This window comes from Stenotrophomonas sp. STEN021, from assembly GCF_056760175.1.
This window is the reverse complement of record NZ_JBRREH010000100.1, coordinates 1-16524: the sequence shown is the minus strand read 5'-3', so window position 1 is coordinate 16524 and position 16524 is coordinate 1. Positions and strand designations below refer to the sequence as shown.

Genomic DNA, 16524 nt, shown 5'->3' with positions numbered 1-16524 from the left:
CCATCAGATCGCGAACATATCGGTTGTTCCAGCATTGCCAGCTTCGCGGCTGACGCTGCTCCTACAACCGGTGCACCGGTAAAGCCCCTGCCGAGCATGGCTCGGCACTACCGTGGCGCACGGCTCGCTGCTAGATCACCCGCAGGGTGATGGCTTTCAGTACCGCACGGGTGCGGTCGCGGGTGTCGAGCTTGTCGAGGATGGCCGAGACGTAGTTCTTCACCGTGCCTTCGGCCAGGAACAGGCTGCCGGCGATCTCACGGTTGCTGTAGCCGCCGGCCATCAGCCGCAATACCGCGACTTCTTTTTGGCTGAACAACTCCTTCGGCGCGTCATCGGCGTGGTAGCGATAACGCTGCCGCACCGCGTCGGTGCTCACCGGCTGCAACAGGGTCTGTCCGGCGATGGCGCGCACGATGGCGTCATGCAGGTCCTCCGGCGCTGCGTCCTTCAGCAGGAAACCCTGTGCGCCGGCTTCGGTGGCACGCAGCAGCAGGTCGCTCTCGTCGAAGGTGGTCAGGAACACGCACGGGGTTTGATCGCCGCGCTCGCGCAGGGCTTTCAAGGCCTGGATGCCGTCCATGCCCGGCATGCGGATGTCCGACAGGATCAGCTGCACCGGCTGCTGCGCGATCTGTTCGAGCAGGGCATCGCCACTGTCGGCTTCGAACACGATGGTGATGCCCAGCTGCTGCAGCAAGGCGCGCAGGCCGGCGCGGATCAGGGCCTGGTCGTCGACCAGGGCAATGCGGGGGGAGGTGTTCATGCCGGCAATTCCACACGAATCTGCAGGGCACCGGAAGCAGCACGCTGCAGACGGAAGTTGCCACCCTGCTCATCGACCCGCTCGCGCATGCCGGTCAGGCCATTGCCGGCGCGCGGCTCGCCGCGCAGCTGGCCATCATCTTCCATCGCCAACAGCAGTTGCCCGTCGCGGTGCCGCAGGGACACCTGCAGCACCTTTGCATCGCTGTGGCGGGCGCTGTTGGTCAGCGCCTCCTGCACGCAGCGCAGAATGGTTTCGGCCTTGGCGGTGTCGCTGACCTGCACGTCATCCTCCAACTGCAACTGCAGCCGTGGGCGCGGCAAGGGCGCGGCGAGCGCGTGCAGGGCGGTATCCATGTCGAGTTGGCCGCTGTCACGCAGGCAGTGCACCACCGCGCGGATATCGCCAAGCAGCTCGGCGGACAGTTGTTCGCACAGGGCCAGCTCGGGCGCTGCATCCGTGCGGCTGGCTAGTGCGCGCAGGTGCAGGCGCAGGGCAGTGAGCTTGTGCCCGGCCACATCGTGCAGCTCACGCGACAAGCGCAGCCGTTCCATGTCACGGGATCTTTCAGCGAGCAGGGCGCGGGTGGCCAGCAGGTCGGCATTGACCAGCGCCAGCCGGTCACGGGCCTGCTCGGCGCTGCGTGCGTAATGCGTGGTGAGCATGGCGAAGGCCTGGAAGCCGGCAAAGATCAGCACCACGGCGGCAGGATGGCTGTGGGTGTCACGCAGGACCAGGTACATGCCCAGATTGACCAGCAACATCAGCACCAGGGTGATGCGCAGTGGCCAGCTCATCGCCACCTGTGCGGCCAGCATCACCAGCAGGGCCGGGGCGACGCCGCTGCTGGCGGCCAGGCGGATCACCGCCAGCGCCGCCAGTGCCTCGATCAGCAAGGCCACGCTGCGTTGGGGCGAGGGGCGCTCGTAGCTGGCGGCGAACAGAAACGCGACCAGGAACAACAGGGCACTGCCCCAACGCAGGGCCATCTGCTCGCCGGCGCCATGGGGCAGGGTGGCCGCTACCGCCACCCAGGTCAGCAGGCCGGCGAGGTTGAGCGGGTGCAGCAGCCTGTGCCAGCGCGAACGGGGAGTGATTTCCATGCCCACATGCTGGTGGGCGCAGGCGTCAGCGGCAAGGGGAGCAGAGCAGAAAGTGACTTCCGGCAGGGTCGATCAATGACTGCCGCGACTGCTGTGGCCGCAGCGGCTCACGCAGGCTGTGCACAGGCCATCGCATTCGCCGGCCACCACTGAAGAGACTGCTGTCATGCCCGGATATTCCCTGATCGTCGCGCTGCATGTGCTGGCTGGCGTGGTCGCCCTGGTCGGCTTCTGGTCGGCGGCATTCATGAAGAAAGGCTCGCCGCGGCATCGCGCGCTGGGCAAGGTCTACCTGGTCGCGATGGCGGTGATCGTGGTCACTGCGCTGCCGATCACCCTCCAGTTCGCCTTCTTCCGCCACGAGCCGTTGTCGGCGTTGTTCCTGGCCTACCTGATGGCGATCACCGGCAACGCGACGTGGCTGGCCTGGCGTGCGGTCACCGACAAGCGCGACTGGAAGCAGCTGGTGTCGCGGCCGGGCTGGCATCTGGCGCTGTGGCCGATGGTGATCCTGGCGCTGGTGGTTGTGGGCACCGGCATCCAGCACCGTCAGCCGCTGTTCCTGGGCTTCTCGTCAATTGGCCTGTGGGTGGGCTGGCGCATGCTGAAGTTCGCCCGCCGTGGGCCGTCGCGTCCGGACTGGGCGTTCCGCCAGCACTACCAGTCGATCCTGGGTGCAGGCATCGCTACGCATGTGGCCTTCCTCGGCATCGGCATGCGGCCGGTATGGCAGTGGCTGCACAGCCATACCGCGGTACCGGGGCTGCTGATCGAGTTGTTCCCGTGGGCGGCACCGTTGCTGGTGGCAGTGATCGTTGGCGTTTACCTGGATCGCAAATACGGTGGGCGCCGGGTGGCGAAGGCTGCAGCGGGCAACGCGGTGCAGTGACTTGCGCGGTTTGGAAAGCCCCGGGTCCGCTTCGTTTACCCGGGCCAGGTGGACGCATGCGAAGAAGCCGCCCTTGGGCGGCTTCTTGTGTTCCTGCAAGGCGGTCTGGCTTAGACGTCGCCGTCGTCAGCCCAGCCCTCACCGCTGCCGCGCTGGAATACCTTGTCACCGGCCTGCACGTCACCTGCCGGCAGATGCTCGGCATCGGCAAGACGCGCGTAGATCGGGGTGAAGTCCGGCTCGGTTGCGGCCATCAGCTGCTCGAAACCATCGATGACGAAGTAGCTCTTCTGGAAGGTGTCGATGCGGTAGCGGGTGCGCATGATCCGCTCCAGATCGAAGCCAATGCGGTTGGGTGCCGCCGATTCCAGCGAGTACAGCGATTCGCCCTTGGACGAGACGATGCCGGCGCCATAGATGCGCAGGCCCTCGGCGGTGTTGATCAGGCCGAACTCCACCGTGTACCAGTACAGGCGGGTGAGGTTCTGCAGCGCGTCCGGGCCGATCGCATGCGCCTTGACCCCGCCACGGCCATAGGCCGCCATGTAGTCGGCAAACACCGGGTTCATCAGCAGCGGCACGTGGCCGAACAGGTCATGGAACAGGTCGGGTTCGGCGATGTAGTCGATCTGCTCCGGACGGCGGATCCACCAGGTCACCGGGAAGCGGCGGTTGGCCAGGTGATCGAAGAAATCGAGCTCCGGCAACAGGCCTTCCACGCCCACCAGAGTCCAGCCGGTGGCCGCGCCCAGCACTTCATTGAGCTGGTCGAAGCGCGGGATCATGTGCTCGCTCATGCCCATTTCGTCCTGGGCATCGAGGAACTCCTGGCAGGCACGGCCGACCAGCAGTTCGCGCTGGCGCTGGTACAGGGTGCTCCAGGTCGCATGATCGTCGGCGCTGTAGCTGTCCCAGGGCTGCTCCACCACGGCGGTGGTATAGACCGGCACGTAACCCTTGTCGGTCTGTTGGTGTTCGACGCGGCGTGGGTTGGCTTCCATGGCGGCAGCTCCTGAAGGGAATAGATAGGCGCATGGTAGAAAGCCTGCCGCGCAACAGGTGTGCGTAATTGCGCTGCCAGCCGGTTATGACGCAATATTGTTGCGTCCATTCAATGGTGCGGAGCAACAAAGATGGCGTCGGTGAACCTTGATCGCACGGATCTGCGGCTTCTTGTCGAAATACAGCAGCATGGCCGCGCCACCAATGCCGAACTCGCGGCGCGGGTGAATCTTTCGCCGTCGGCCTGCCTGCGGCGGGTGCAGCGGCTGGAAGCGGAGGGGGTGATCGCCGGTTATGGCGCACGACTGGAGCCACGCGCGATCGGGCTGGGCCTGCAGGCCTTCGTACGCGTGCAGTTGTCCAAGCATGGCCAGGCGGCGATCGATCATTTCGTGCAGGCGGTGCAGCTATGGGATGAGGTGGTGGCTTGCCATGCGCTCACCGGCGACATGGACTATCTGCTGCAGGTCTACGTACGCGACCTGGACCACTTCTCGGAATTCCTGCTCGACAAGCTGCTCAACGCTGCCGGTGTTGCCGACGTCAATTCCAGCTTCGTGCTGCGCACGGTGAAGGAGTTCCGCGCCCTGCCGCTGTCGCAGCTGGGGCGGTAAGGCGCTTCCTTCTCCCTGCGGGAGAAGGTGCCCCGCAGGGGCGGATGAGGGTAGGCCGCGAAGCAGGGCAGCTGTAGCAACTTGCCTACGCGGCACCCTCACCCCAACCCCTCTCCCGTTGGAGAGGGGCTTCAAGCATCAGCGCGCTGGCGCGCTGCAGTTCTTCTCGATGCCACGCAGCTTCTCGATGCGGCTGCGGCTGTCCTGGCAGCGCTGATGCGCTTCGGCCTGCACCGCGGCAGCGCGTGCATCGGCATTGCGCGCGCTGGCGACACGCGCCTGCTGCAAACGGGCAATACCGGCGCGGATCTGCGGCATCGCCGCCATCGCGGCCTTCTCGCCTTCGAGGATGGCCCGGCCACGCTGCTCGAAATCAGCTGCGCCGATATCCAGTACCGCCGGGCGGATCACCACGTCGGCGCGCGCCAGTTCCTGCTCGCCCAGGCGCTGGCCCATGATGGTGATCGACTGGCCCACCGCACCCAGCAAGCCGGTTGGGCGCTGGCCGGTGGCGCGGCTGGAGATATCCACCGCGATCACGAATTCGGCACCCAGCTGCTTGGCCGCATCCACTGGCACCGGGCTGACCACGCCGCCGTCAACATAGCTCTTGCCACCGATGATCACCGGCTCGAACACGCCAGGGATGGAGCTGGAAGCACGCACGGCCTGGCCGACGTTGCCGCGCACGAACACCGCGCGCTCACCGGTTTCCAGCTGCGTGGCGACCGCGGCGAAGGGCTTCTTCAGCTGTTCGGCGCGCTTGTTGCCGACCTGCGCGTTGACGTAGTCCTGCAGTTTCTGGCCCTGCACCAGGCCGCCGGAGAACAGGCGGATATCGCGGATGCTGGCTTCATCCAGCGCCACCGCCTTCTGCTGCATCTGGAAGGCGTCCATGCCGCTGGCATACAAAGCCCCGACCACGCTGCCGGCGCTGGTGCCGGACACCACCACCGGCTCGAAACCATTGGCTTCCAGCATCTTGATCACGCCGATATGCGCAAAGCCCTTGGCCGCGCCACCGCCCAGCGCCACACCGATCTTGACCGGCCGCACCGGCGTGGTCGGCTGTACCGCTGCCGGCGGAGTGGGCTTGGTGTTCTCGCCGCCACAGGCTGCCAGCAGGCCAAACAGGGAGAGGGACAGCAGCAGACGGACGTTGCGCGCTTTCATGATGAACAGGGGCGTTGGAAAGGGCGCCAGCATAGCGCCAACGTCGGTGGCGTGTGACAACCGGAACCAACTGATCGGAAGCAATCCCTTTTTTTGGGAAGGCAAGTGCCGACGATCCGAGGTTCTTTGTCCAACGAAGAGGTAAACAGCTTTCACTAAATTGAGAAGCTCAGGCTATCTTGTTAGTCGTCAGATCGTTTAGCGCTGGATTTTGGCAGAAAGATGCTGGGGCGCTATTTAAATGTAGTCAATGGAAAGCTAATAGGAAGAAGATGGATACGAAAGGAATTGGATTTTCTGTAGTCATTGAGGCGAAATGGATAAGTACTACGGAGCGCATTCGTCTGGACTACGGCCCGGGGAATAAGCTCATCGGGGCGCTTTCGTCCGAAAATTGGGGGGAAGACGGCGGCGTGGTGAATTATTCGCCGCGCGTTCTTTCCAGCGCCTTTGATGATGGTCATTACAGTGTCGAGTTGGCTTACTTTGAGCAGGATCACGTCCCGCTCTCGAGCGAAATTCTGAAAAAGGTGTATTGGGGTAAGACGAGGCTTAGCTTCCGTGTTCACAGGGAGCAACCTACATTCAAAATGCATGACATGCGATGGACTGGCGATGGGTCCCGTAGCGAAGAGTTTGATGGGCCGCCGATAAAGGTGACTATCAGACCGGTAGTGCCATCGAAACAGAGAAAAGCATCGGTCCAAGTCCGCGAGGGGCAAGGGAAGTTCAAGGGGCAGTTATGGCTTCTCGAGAAAAAACCGAGCTGTGCCATATCGGGTGAAACGATGAGGGAGCTTTTGGATGCTGCTCATATCATCCCGGTGGCGGAAGGAGGATCGGATGAAGTGGAAAATGGCCTGTTGCTCAGAGCCGACATCCATCGCCTGTTTGACGCGGGTTATTTTCAAATAAATTTGGATGGCTCGTTGAAAATGAAGCGATTGAAAGGGCTTCCGATGAGCTACCGGGAGCATTTCGAGAAATGGTCTGCACAGAAGATCAAGCTGGACGTGATGCGCCGCATCCAGCTATCGCTGAAAAAGAAGCTGCAGGCTTCTAAGGCAAAGGAGGTTTAGGGGACTCCATGAGGCGCGCTACACGTGCTCTCGTTAGTCACGAGAGCACGTGCGGAAATTGTCCATCAGAACTTGTTATCCCCATCCAACAAGCGTCCCAGCCCGCCCAGCACCGAGCCCTCACCGCGGCTCTGGCCACCGCCTTGCGGTGCCGCTGCAAACATGCGGCCGGCCAGACGCGAGAACGGCAGTGACTGCAGCCAGACCTTGCCCGGGCCGGTCAGGGTGGCCAGGAAAACGCCCTCGCCACCGAAGAACATGCTCTTCAGGCCGGCCACGCGGCGCACGTCCATGTCCACGCTGGCGTGGTAAGCCACCACGCAGCCGGTATCCACATCGATGCGTTCACCCGCAGCCAGCTCACGCTCCACCACGCAGCCGCCAGCGTGCACGAATACCCAGCCGTCGCCTTCCAGCTTCTGCATGATGAAACCTTCGCCACCAAACAGGCCGGTCATCACCTTGCGCTGGAAATGCACGCCGACCTGCACGCCGCGCGCGCCGGCCAGGAAGCTGTCCTTCTGGCAGATCAGCTTGCCGCCGTGCTGGTCCAGTTTCATCGGGATCACGGTGCCGGGGTAGGGGGCGGCGAAGGCGACCTTGGCCTTGCCGTTGCCGGTATGGGTGAACAAGGTGGCGAACAGGCTCTCGCCTGTGATCACCCGCTTGCCGGCCGACATCAGCTTGTCCATGAAGCCGCCGCCCTGGCCTTCGTGGCGGCCGTCACCGAACACGGTGTCCATCTGTACCGCTGAATCCTTGAACATCAGCGCACCGGCCTCGGCAATCGCGCTTTCGCCCGGATCCAGTTCGATTTCCACGAACTGCATCTCATGTCCGACGATGCGGAAGTCGATATCGTCGGCACGGTTGCGGTTGCCACCTACCGGCGGCGGCATCGGTGGCGGGCCGGCCTGGCCGCCGAAGTCGGCGATCTCGGTCACTGCCTGCCAGCCCTGCATGCCCTCGCGCCAGGCCAGTGCCTGCCGGCTGCCCTGGGCAAAGCGGCGGGCGGCCTCGTCGTCCATCGGGCCGACGCGGTCGGCTTGGCCGGGAATATGGAAATACCACTGGGTCATGGCAAGGTGCCTGGGCAGGAGGGAAGCGCCAAGTCTATGCGGCGGAGGGGCCGGATACCCCTGACAGGCGTCATCCCGCTGAATACCTGAACGTTTGCGATACGAATGTTGTACTGCAACAATTCCGTGCTAGGCGCAGCTCCCCATCCCTCCTCAACAGGCCCTTCTCCGCCATGTCCCCGACCCGTATCGTTCGCCGCCTGCCGGCTGCGCATCCGCTGTTTGTTGCCGTTCTCGCCGTTCTCGCCGTACTGCCACTCACCGCTGCCGCACAGGACGCGACGCCGGCCCAGAAGGAAGCCGCCACACTGGATGCGGTAAAGGTCACCGCCGCGCGCAAGGTGGAGAACATCCAGGATGTGCCGGTGTCGATCAGCACCGTCAGCGGCGAGAAGCTCGATGCACTGGCTTCTGGCGGCACCGACGTGCGTTACCTGTCCGGCCGCGTGCCCAGCCTGAACATCGAATCCTCGTTCGGCCGTGCCTTCCCGCGCTTCTATATCCGCGGCTACGGCAACACCGACTTCCGCCTCAACACCTCGCAGCCGGTCTCGCTGGTGTATGACGACATCGTGCAGGAAAACCCGATCCTGAAGGGCTTCCCGATCTTCGACGTGGAGCAGGTGGAAGTGCTGCGCGGCCCGCAGGGTTCGCTGTTCGGCCGCAACACCCCGGCCGGCGTGGTCAAGTTCGACTCGGTGCGTCCTTCGCAGGAGTTTGAAGGCTACGGCAAGGTTGGCTATGGCAGCGACAACCTGTGGAATGTTGAAGCCGCCGTCGGTGGTGCGCTGAGCGCGCGCTGGTCGGCACGCGTGTCAGCGCTGTACCAGCGCCGCGATGACTGGGTGAAGAACACCGGTCCCGGCCCGAACGACGGCCTGGAGGGCTATGACGAGTCGGCCGTGCGTGTGCAGTTCCTGTATGAAGGCGACAACTTCGAAGCGTTGCTGGGTGCGCACAAGCGTCACCTCAACGGTACCGCGCGCCTGTTCCGCGGCAACATCTTCAAGAAGGGCAGCAACGATTTCGTTCCTGGCTTCGACCCGGACAAGGTCTCGATCGATGGCCTGAATCACTCCGAGCTCGACAGCAGCGGCGCCAATGCACGCCTGAGCTGGGACCTGGGCAACTACAAGCTGTCCTCGATCACCGGTTACGAAACCGTGGACACTTTCAGCGTCGGCGATATCGACGGCACCTCGGGTCCATACTTCACCGCTGAAGTGCCGTTTGCCTCGGAAACCGCCGATGGTATTCCACGCCACTCGCAGTGGACCCAGGAACTGCGTCTTGAATCGCAGAACGAAGGCCCGTTGAACTGGCAGGCCGGCGTGTTCTATTTCAAGGAAGACTACGATGTCGACAGCGTCAGCTACGACAGCACCAATGGTGGCAAGCAGGACGGCTTCCAGCGCATCAACCAGACCAATGATGCCTGGGCGGTGTTCGGCGGCCTGAACTTCCAGGCAACCGACAAGCTGGAACTGCGCGCCGGCGTGCGTTACACCGTCGACAAGAAGGATCTGAAGGTCAAGGATTACTGGAACACCGGCTTCTCGCCATGCGTGCTGTCGGCCAAGTGCGATCTCGCCGGTCTGCTCGCCGCGCAGCAGGCGGCGTTCGCTGCCGGCGATGCGGTCGACCCCTACCTGTCGGCCTCGACCAAGGACAAGAAGTTCAACTGGGACTTCTCGGCAACTTACGCCGTCAATGACGCGGTCAACGTCTATGGCCGCGTTGCCACCGGCTTCCGCGGCAGCTCGATCCAGTCGGCGGGTGCTTTCAACAACAAGACCGTCGCTGATCCGGAAACCGTGCTGTCCTTCGAGGCTGGCGTGAAGGCCGACTTCTGGGACAACCGGGCGCGCTTGAACGCCAGCGTCTACCACTACCGGGTCAAGGACCAGCAGCTGACCGCCGTGGGCGGCGCCGGCGGCAATGCCAACATCCTGCTCAATGCCGACAAGAGTGTTGGCCAGGGCTTCGAGCTGGACCTGCAGGCCTACCTGACCGACAACCTGCTGGTCACCCTGGGCAGCGGCTACAACCACACCGAGATCAAGGATTCCGATCTGAGCGTGGCGCCGTGCTTCTCCTGCACCGTGACCAATCCAGTCGTCAACGGCAAGGTGCTGATCAACGGCAACGCGCTGCCGCAGGCACCGGAGTGGACCCACAACATGACCGCACGCTGGTCGTTGCCGCTGGCCGATGGTACGCAGCTGTATGTGTTCACCGACTGGGCATACCGCAGTGAAGTGAACTTCTTCCTGTACGAGTCCAAGGAGTTCACCGGCAAGCCGTTGTTGGAAGGCGGCCTGCGTGTGGGCTACCAGTGGAACGACGGTGATTACGACGTGGCACTGTACGGCCGCAACATCACCAACCAGATCCGCGCCACTGGCGGCATCGACTTCAACAACCTCACCGGCTTCATCAACGAGCCGCGTCTGTGGGGTGTGGAGTTCAAGACTCGCTTCTAAGCGCAGGCTTGTGTGATGCAACGAAGAAGGCGCGGAGCAATCCGCGCCTTCTTCTGTTCTGTAGTGGGGGGGGCGGCGCGGGGCGGGGGCGCCCCCCCCCCCCCCCCCCCCCCCCCCCCGCCCCCCCCGGCGCCGCCCCCCCCCCCCCCCCCCCCCCCCCCCCCCCCCCCCCCCCCCCACTACCGGGTCAGCGCGCAACGCCTCATGCAGCACATCAAGCAGCTGCTCGCTGTCATCACCGCGCTGTTCCCAATACATGATGCCGCCCAGGCCCTGCTGCTTGACGTAGTCGGCCTTGATCCGCAGCGATTGCGGGTCGTCGTAACTGATCATGCGTCGCTCCTTGGCATTCCACAGCCACGGCACCTGCGCTTCGTCATCCCAATGGCGCTGCCAGCCCGGCGTGTTGAGCCGGGTGTGGACGATGTCACGCCAGGTGATGAAGCCGCCTTCCTTGGTGAACTTCTGGAAGCGACCATTGTTGTCGCTGCCGACATCACCAAAGGTGCGGCCATAGAACGGCACGCCGACATTGATCTTGGCAGCAGGCACGCCCGCATCGAGGAAGTACTTCACCGCATCCACGGTGGTGCGGCCCTGCGGTGTGGCCAGTGATGAGCGCGCAAGCCCGGAATGATGGCCGGTGGTCTTGGTCAGGCTGCCGTAGAAGTCGTAGGTCATCAGATTGATCCAATCCAATGAGTCGGCGATGCGTGGCAGCTCCAGGCCCTCCGCAGCGCGGCCTTCAGCGGCGGCGATGGTCAGCAGGTAATGGCGCTTGCCGTTGCCTTCACGATCCAGGCGCGCGCGCAGTTCTTCCAGCAGCACGGTGAAGTTCTGGCGATCATCCGGGCTGTGGCTGATGTCGGCATCGCCGAGCGTGGGGTATTCCCAGTCGATATCCAGGCCATCGAGCTTGAATTGGTGCATCAGCGCAACACTGCTGTCGATGAAACGTGCGCGGGCCGGTGCGGTGGCGGCGGCTTCAGAGAAGTTGCCAGCACCCCAGCCGCCAATCGACAACACGACCTGCAATGACGGGTTGTCAGCGCGCTTGGCGACCACGGCATGCAGGCGTGCCGGATCGACATTCTCGGGCAGGTAGACGGTGCCGTCGAGGCGAACCACGGCGAAGGCGAAGTTGACCACGTCGAGCTTGCGTGCAGACAACTGCAGCGGCTCGGGGCTGTCCATCACATAGCCGATCAGGCGCGGTGTCTGTGCTTGCACGGCGAAAGGCAGCAATGCGGCGAGCAACAGCGCCTGCAGGCGCGGACTGCGAAGGAATACAGGCATGAGAGGTCCCGTAGTGAGAGGACCCGGGACTGTAACCGTAGACGCACACCGCAGTGGCAGGCGGTGACGTCGGAAACCATCGCGCCCACGGTAGAGCCGAGCCATGCTCGGCTGGGGCGTTACCGGTAAGCCTGCCGAAGGCCTTGTAGGAGCGGCGTCAGCCGCGAAGCCGGCATTGTTTCAATCGCAGGTATTCCGGCGATCTGATTGACCATCAGCTTCGCGGTTGACGCCGCTCCCACAGAATCGGATGCTCCGGACCCCGATGCCGAGCATGGCTCGGCACTACAGGTACCGCTCAGCGGGCTTCGGGGATGTCCGAGGTCAGTGCTGCGGTTTCTGCGGCGCAATCGCGTGGCAGCGGCTGCTTGAGCGTGCGTGCGTGGGCCAGCTCTTCGCGTGCCTTGGTCAGGTCGGCGACAAATGCCGGATTGTCATGCAGTCGCGCCACCGTGGCCGCGCCCATGAACTGGCCCTGCTGCACGTCGCTATACCAATGCACGTTGCAGACCAGGCGGCTATGACCATAGTTGCGGCCACGTTCGATCAAGGCGGTGGCATGGTCCGGATCGATTTCCGACAGGATCAGGGCCCAGGCCCAACCGATGGAGGTATGCCCGGATGGGTAGGAGCCGCTCTTGCGCAGGCCTTCCTCATCATCCGGCGTGCAGGTGGGGGCGTTGTTGACCATGAACGGGCGCGGGCGCTGATAGTGCGTTTTCGCCGCCTTGGTGGCGGCGCTGGCGTCGATGCGGCTACGTTCCAGCAGGCGGTACAGCACCGGGGTGGTCTTGGCGGTGACCGCCACGCCGAGCGCGCAGCTGAACTGGTCGGCGCCGGCCGGGAAGCTCAGGTCGGCATCGGTGTGTGCCTGTGCGAAGCGTGCGCTGCCTTGCATGCTCAGCGCCTGGCTGGCGACGGCCTCGTCGAGCTGTGCCGATGCCGAGCCGGGCGCGGGCGGGGCCGGGCTCAGCGCAAGGCTGTCGGGGATGGCGGTGCCGGTCAGATAGCCGGTGATCTTGGTGCTGGAGTCGCTGCCGGCGGCGGAAGGCAGGGTGGGGGTGCTGGAACAGGCGCTGAGCAGGGCGGCCAGCGCGAGGGCGGCGCCGAAGCGCAGCGGGGCAACAGAAGATGACATTGCGAAGACAACGGGAATACGGGAGCGGGCGGGCATCATCGCACCAATGGCTGTGCTCCGCCCCCTCCCTTGCGCAGCGCGCAGGGGATGAAGAAGGCCTGCTTGCGCGCCATTGGCGCGCGGTCTGATGAACGACCGAAGGCTGTGCCTTCGGGCCGGACCGGCTGGGGAGGGGGGCTCCTCACATGAGCTTCAGCATCCAGCACAAGCAACGGCCAAAGCCACCCCCTCCCAACCTCCCCCTTGGCTGCGCCAAAGGGGAGGGGCCAAGCTCCCTCCCTTGCGCATAGCGCAGGGGAGGGTTTGGGAGGGGTGGTTTTTGCTTCAGGAAATTACAAACTGCCCACCCAGGCCGACATCCGTCCCTCATCCTCGCGTACCTCGATCGGCCCGCCGAACACCTCCGACAGCGGGCCTGAGCGCAGCAGCTCGCCGCGGCTGCCATCGGCAAAGATGCGGCCGCCTTTCATCAGCACCACGCGCTTGATCTCGGGGATCACCTCTTCGATGTGGTGGGTGACTAGCACCAGGGTGATGCCCTGCTGGGCAAGGTTGCGCATGCTGTCGACCAGATGCTGGCGCGAGATCAGGTCCAGGCCGGTGGACGGCTCGTCCAGCAGCAAGGCCTTGGGCTGGTTGACCAGCGCCCTGGCGATCAGCACGCGGCGGGTTTCCCCGGCGGAAAGCTCGGCATAACTGCGGCCCAGCAAGGGCAGGGCGCGCGCCAGTTCCAGTGCATGCCGCGCGCGTTGGCGCATGGCATCGGTAACGTCGCGGTGCGCAGGCACCACAAAGCTGGCGAAGAAGCCGGCGATCACCGCTTCCTCCACGGTCAGCCCGGGCATGCTGGAGAGGTTGCTGGACAGGTCGCCGGTGACGATGCCCAGCTGCGCACGCAACCGGTCCACCTGCCAGCGGGTCTGGCCCATCACCTTGACAGGCACGTGGCCGTCGGCGCGTGCCAGCGGATAAAGCTCGCGCGTGATCAGCTTGATGAATGAGGACTTGCCGCAGCCGTTCGGCCCGAGGATGGCGGTGTGCTGGCCCTGCTCGATACGCAGGTTCAGTTCGTGCAGCACGCGGACCTGGCCGCGGATGACGCAGGCATGGTCCAGTTCGATCAGGGGCGCCGCGTCGGCGACAGGGGCAATGGACATTCAGGAGTAGGTGGCAGCTGAGGATACGACCAACGGACCTGCCGCCGGTGGATGCAGTTTGCGCCGACAGCCCCCATGATGTGTAGCAGTTGTTTCATCTGGCACCGACTGCCTGGAGTACTCCGTGATGTCCGACGCCCTGCTCGATTTCCTTACCGGTGGCATCGCCGGCCTGGGCTGGTGGGGCATGCTGGCGGTGCTGCTGCTGTTCACCCAGCTCACCATCTTCGCGGTGACCTTGTACCTGCACCGCAGCCAGGCCCATCGCGGCGTCGACTTCCACCCGCTGGTATCGCATTTCTTCCGCTTCTGGGTGTGGCTGACCACCTCGATGATCACCCGCGAATGGGTGGCCATCCACCGCAAGCACCACGCCAAGGTGGAGACCGAGGAGGACCCGCATAGCCCGGTCACCAAAGGCATCAACATGGTGTTCTGGCGTGGCGTGGAGCTGTACCGCGAGGCGCGCGCGCTGCGGGACGACATCGAGCAGTACGGGCGTGGTGCGCCGGAGGACTGGATCGAACGCAGGCTCTATACCCCGCATGCCAACCTCGGTCCGATCCTGCTGTTCGCGATCAACACCGTGTTGTTCGGCCTGCCGGGCATCGCCTTGTGGGCGATCCAGATGGCATGGATTCCGTTCTGGGCGGCAGGCGTGGTCAATGGCCTTGGCCATTGGTGGGGCTATCGCAATTTTGAATCGGCCGACACCTCGACCAATCTCACGCCGTGGGCGTTCTGGATCGGCGGCGAAGAACTGCACAACAACCATCACGCCTTCCCCAGCTCGGCACGTTTCTCGATGCGTCGTTGGGAGTTCGACATCGGCTGGCAGATGATCCGCCTGCTGCAGTTGCTGCGCCTGGCCAAGGTGCTGCGGGTAGCGCCGAGCATGGACATCCGTCCGAATATCGCCGTGCCCGATGCCGATACCTTGAAGGCGCTGTTGTCGCACCGCTTCCAGGCCATGACCGATTACCAGCGCAATGTGTTCGCGCCAGCCTTGAAGGAAGAGGCTGCAGCAGCAGGTGCCAAGCTGCGCAAGCTGTTGCCGCGGCGCATGCGCAAGGGCCTGGTCAATGATGGTCGCTGGCTCAAACCCGACTGCCGTGCGCAGTTGCAGAGCTGGGTGCAGCAGCGTCCACGCATCCAGCTGCTGGTCGAGCACCGTGCGCGTCTTTCGGCCTTGCTGGAAGCCCGCAGCCATGACGCGGCCGAGCGCCTGCGCCAGCTGCAGCAGTGGTGCCAGGAGGCCGAGGCCAGCGGCAGCGCTGCATTGCAGGCCTATGCAGCACGCCTGAAAGGCTATTCGCTAAGCGCCGCATGAAGACGATTGCCCTTTTTTTCCTGCTTTGTGGTTCATTGCCAGCCATCGCCCAGGTGCAGGACACCAATGCCTACCTGCAACGCATGGACAGCGATGGTGATGGCCGTGTCAGCCCGGATGAGTACCTGCAGTGGATGCTGTACGCCTTCGACAAGATGGACCGCAATGGCGATGGCGTACTGCAGGCCGACGAGCAACCGGGCGGACGCGGCAAGCCGATCAGCCGCGAGGAACAGCGGCAGGTGATCCTGGCCCGCTTCGCCCGCCAGGATGCCAATGGTGACGGCTATCTCAGCGCCCGTGAGCTGATGGCGCCACCACGCTGACCGGCGGTTGTAGGAGCGGCGTAAGCCGCGAAGCCAAAGAATCAACCGAAGCCGATAGCGCAGTGCAACCGATGCAGGTCCGCTGTTCACCACCATCAGTTTCACGGCTCACGCCGTTCCCACAAAACCAACCAAACACAATCGCCTTGAGACTCGCATGCCAGAACTACCCGAAGTAGAAACCACCCGGCGCGGTCTGGAACCACATCTGGTGGATCGCCGCATCCACGGTGTGATCCTGCGCCGGCCGGATCTGCGTTGGCCGATTCCTGCCGAGATCGAACAGCTGCTGCCGGGCCAGCGCATCGGGGCGATCCGTCGTCGCGCCAAATACCTGCTGTTGGATACCGAACTGGGCAGCGCAGTGCTGCATCTGGGCATGTCCGGCAGCCTGCGCGTGCTGCCCGGCGACACACCCGTGCGTGCGCACGACCATGTCGACATCAGTCTGGAGGACGGCCGCCTGCTGCGCTTCAACGATCCACGCCGGTTTGGTTGCCTGTTATGGCAGCCGGCGGGTGAGACACATGCGTTGCTGCGTGATCTTGGTCCGGAACCGCTGGATGGCGATTTCGATGGCGACTACCTGTTCCAGCGCAGCCGTGGCCGCAAGGCGCCGATCAAGACCTTCCTGATGGACCAGGGCATTGTCGTCGGCGTCGGCAACATCTATGCGGCGGAAAGCCTGTTCATGGCTGGCATCAATCCACTGCGCGAGGCGGGCAAGGTGTCACGGGCACGCTATCAGCGGCTTGCCGATGCGGTGAAGGACATCCTGGGGCATGCGATCACCCGTGGTGGCACGACCCTGCGCGACTTCATCAGTCCGGATGGCGCGCCGGGTTACTTCGAACAGGAGCTGCTGGTGTACGGGCGCGAAGGCGAGAACTGCAAGCAGTGTGGACGTGTGCTGCGCTATGCCAACATCGGCCAGCGGGCAACGGTGTGGTGCGGTTACTGCCAGCGCTGAAGGCCGAGCAACTGTAGTGGGGGGGGGGGGGGGGGGGCGGGGCGCCCGGGGGGCGGGGCGCGCGCGCACCGGCCGGGGCCGCGGGCGGGGCGGGGGGGGGGGGGCCGCGCCCGGGACAG

14 protein-coding genes and 1 pseudogene are annotated in these 16524 nt (G+C 64.3%); 7 read left to right on the top strand and 8 right to left on the bottom strand.

Annotated elements, in window-relative coordinates:
* Window positions 1-130: 130 nt before the first annotated feature.
* Together ACVOL0_RS17850 and ACVOL0_RS17845 are read right to left on the bottom strand one after the other, a co-directional pair.
* The gene (locus tag ACVOL0_RS17850) at window positions 131-766 is read right to left on the bottom strand and encodes a response regulator transcription factor (protein WP_481550219.1); all 636 of its coding nucleotides are present in this window, start codon (window positions 764-766) and stop codon (window positions 131-133) included.
* The gene (locus ACVOL0_RS17845) at window positions 763-1869 is read right to left on the bottom strand and encodes a sensor histidine kinase (RefSeq protein WP_481550218.1); all 1107 of its coding nucleotides are present in this window, start codon (window positions 1867-1869) and stop codon (window positions 763-765) included. The genes ACVOL0_RS17850 and ACVOL0_RS17845 overlap by 4 nt, the downstream gene beginning before the upstream one ends.
* Before the next feature lie 166 nt (window positions 1870-2035).
* On the opposite strand from ACVOL0_RS17845, the gene ACVOL0_RS17840 reads away from it, so the two are divergent.
* The gene (locus ACVOL0_RS17840) at window positions 2036-2758 is read left to right on the top strand and encodes a DUF2306 domain-containing protein (protein WP_481550217.1); all 723 of its coding nucleotides are present in this window, start codon (window positions 2036-2038) and stop codon (window positions 2756-2758) included.
* Between the two features lie 110 nt (window positions 2759-2868).
* Here the strand turns inward: ACVOL0_RS17840 and phhA are convergent, their stop codons facing one another.
* Window positions 2869-3759, bottom strand: coding sequence for a phenylalanine 4-monooxygenase (gene phhA / locus ACVOL0_RS17835; protein ID WP_481550216.1), 891 nt, complete (start codon window positions 3757-3759; stop codon window positions 2869-2871).
* A 132-nt stretch (window positions 3760-3891) separates the two neighbouring features.
* Between phhA and ACVOL0_RS17830 the strand changes: the two genes are divergently transcribed.
* On the top strand, window positions 3892-4374 hold the full coding sequence (locus ACVOL0_RS17830) for an Lrp/AsnC family transcriptional regulator (protein ID WP_282271903.1): 483 nt from the start codon (window positions 3892-3894) through the stop codon (window positions 4372-4374).
* Window positions 4375-4512: 138 nt separating this feature from the next.
* Here the strand turns inward: ACVOL0_RS17830 and ACVOL0_RS17825 are convergent, their stop codons facing one another.
* Window positions 4513-5580: a patatin-like phospholipase family protein gene (locus ACVOL0_RS17825; protein ID WP_481550215.1), complete on the bottom strand. Its 1068-nt coding sequence runs from the start codon at window positions 5578-5580 to the stop codon at window positions 4513-4515.
* 239 nt (window positions 5581-5819) lie between these two features.
* Here ACVOL0_RS17825 and ACVOL0_RS17820 point away from each other — a divergent pair, with 239 nt between their 5' ends.
* A complete protein-coding gene (locus tag ACVOL0_RS17820; RefSeq protein ID WP_481550214.1) occupies window positions 5820-6626 on the top strand; it encodes an HNH endonuclease in 807 nt (268 codons plus the stop codon).
* Window positions 6627-6691: 65 nt separating this feature from the next.
* Here the strand turns inward: ACVOL0_RS17820 and ACVOL0_RS17815 are convergent, their stop codons facing one another.
* Window positions 6692-7705 carry a TIGR00266 family protein gene (locus ACVOL0_RS17815; RefSeq protein WP_481550213.1) on the bottom strand — a complete coding sequence of 338 codons (1014 nt, stop codon included), beginning with the start codon at window positions 7703-7705 and terminating at the stop codon, window positions 6692-6694.
* A 200-nt stretch (window positions 7706-7905) separates the two neighbouring features.
* On the opposite strand from ACVOL0_RS17815, the gene ACVOL0_RS17810 reads away from it, so the two are divergent.
* Entirely contained in the window at window positions 7906-10188 is a 2283-nt protein-coding gene (locus ACVOL0_RS17810; RefSeq protein WP_481550220.1) for a TonB-dependent receptor, read from the top strand.
* 297 nt (window positions 10189-10485) lie between these two features.
* Here the strand turns inward: ACVOL0_RS17810 and ACVOL0_RS17805 are convergent.
* The 3 genes and pseudogenes from ACVOL0_RS17805 to ACVOL0_RS17795 all read right to left on the bottom strand — a co-directional run.
* Window positions 10486-11382, bottom strand: a pseudogene (locus tag ACVOL0_RS17805) (glycoside hydrolase family 18 protein); the annotation flags it as partial.
* A gap of 400 nt (window positions 11383-11782) precedes the next feature.
* Window positions 11783-12622 carry an acid phosphatase gene (locus ACVOL0_RS17800; RefSeq protein WP_481550212.1) on the bottom strand — a complete coding sequence of 280 codons (840 nt, stop codon included), beginning with the start codon at window positions 12620-12622 and terminating at the stop codon, window positions 11783-11785.
* A 332-nt stretch (window positions 12623-12954) separates the two neighbouring features.
* The gene (locus ACVOL0_RS17795; protein WP_481550211.1) at window positions 12955-13779 is read right to left on the bottom strand and encodes an ABC transporter ATP-binding protein; all 825 of its coding nucleotides are present in this window, start codon (window positions 13777-13779) and stop codon (window positions 12955-12957) included.
* Between the two features lie 127 nt (window positions 13780-13906).
* Between ACVOL0_RS17795 and ACVOL0_RS17790 the strand changes: the two genes are divergently transcribed.
* From ACVOL0_RS17790 to mutM, 3 genes are all read left to right on the top strand, one after another.
* On the top strand, window positions 13907-15109 hold the full coding sequence (locus ACVOL0_RS17790) for a DesA family fatty acid desaturase (protein ID WP_481550210.1): 1203 nt from the start codon (window positions 13907-13909) through the stop codon (window positions 15107-15109).
* A complete protein-coding gene (locus ACVOL0_RS17785) occupies window positions 15106-15435 on the top strand; it encodes an EF-hand domain-containing protein (protein ID WP_481550209.1) in 330 nt (109 codons plus the stop codon). The genes ACVOL0_RS17790 and ACVOL0_RS17785 overlap by 4 nt, the downstream gene beginning before the upstream one ends.
* Before the next feature lie 157 nt (window positions 15436-15592).
* Window positions 15593-16405 carry a bifunctional DNA-formamidopyrimidine glycosylase/DNA-(apurinic or apyrimidinic site) lyase gene (gene mutM / locus ACVOL0_RS17780; RefSeq protein ID WP_481550208.1) on the top strand — a complete coding sequence of 271 codons (813 nt, stop codon included), beginning with the start codon at window positions 15593-15595 and terminating at the stop codon, window positions 16403-16405.
* Window positions 16406-16524 lie beyond the last annotated feature (119 nt).

Bases quoted from the DNA above. Each gene is read 5' to 3' on its own strand.
- ACVOL0_RS17850 (WP_481550219.1), bottom strand. From the start codon at position 766: ATGAACACCTCCCCCCGCATTGCCCTGGTCGACGACCAGGCCCTGATC.
- ACVOL0_RS17845 (WP_481550218.1), bottom strand. From the start codon at position 1,869: ATGGAAATCACTCCCCGTTCGCGCTGGCACAGGCTGCTGCACCCGCTC.
- ACVOL0_RS17840 (WP_481550217.1), top strand. From the start codon at position 2,036: ATGCCCGGATATTCCCTGATCGTCGCGCTGCATGTGCTGGCTGGCGTG.
- phhA (WP_481550216.1), bottom strand. From the start codon at position 3,759: ATGGAAGCCAACCCACGCCGCGTCGAACACCAACAGACCGACAAGGGT.
- ACVOL0_RS17830 (WP_282271903.1), top strand. From the start codon at position 3,892: ATGGCGTCGGTGAACCTTGATCGCACGGATCTGCGGCTTCTTGTCGAA.
- ACVOL0_RS17825 (WP_481550215.1), bottom strand. From the start codon at position 5,580: ATGCTGGCGCCCTTTCCAACGCCCCTGTTCATCATGAAAGCGCGCAAC.
- ACVOL0_RS17820 (WP_481550214.1), top strand. From the start codon at position 5,820: ATGGATACGAAAGGAATTGGATTTTCTGTAGTCATTGAGGCGAAATGG.
- ACVOL0_RS17815 (WP_481550213.1), bottom strand. From the start codon at position 7,705: ATGACCCAGTGGTATTTCCATATTCCCGGCCAAGCCGACCGCGTCGGC.
- ACVOL0_RS17800 (WP_481550212.1), bottom strand. From the start codon at position 12,622: ATGTCATCTTCTGTTGCCCCGCTGCGCTTCGGCGCCGCCCTCGCGCTG.
- ACVOL0_RS17795 (WP_481550211.1), bottom strand. From the start codon at position 13,779: ATGTCCATTGCCCCTGTCGCCGACGCGGCGCCCCTGATCGAACTGGAC.
- ACVOL0_RS17790 (WP_481550210.1), top strand. From the start codon at position 13,907: ATGTCCGACGCCCTGCTCGATTTCCTTACCGGTGGCATCGCCGGCCTG.
- ACVOL0_RS17785 (WP_481550209.1), top strand. From the start codon at position 15,106: ATGAAGACGATTGCCCTTTTTTTCCTGCTTTGTGGTTCATTGCCAGCC.
- mutM (WP_481550208.1), top strand. From the start codon at position 15,593: ATGCCAGAACTACCCGAAGTAGAAACCACCCGGCGCGGTCTGGAACCA.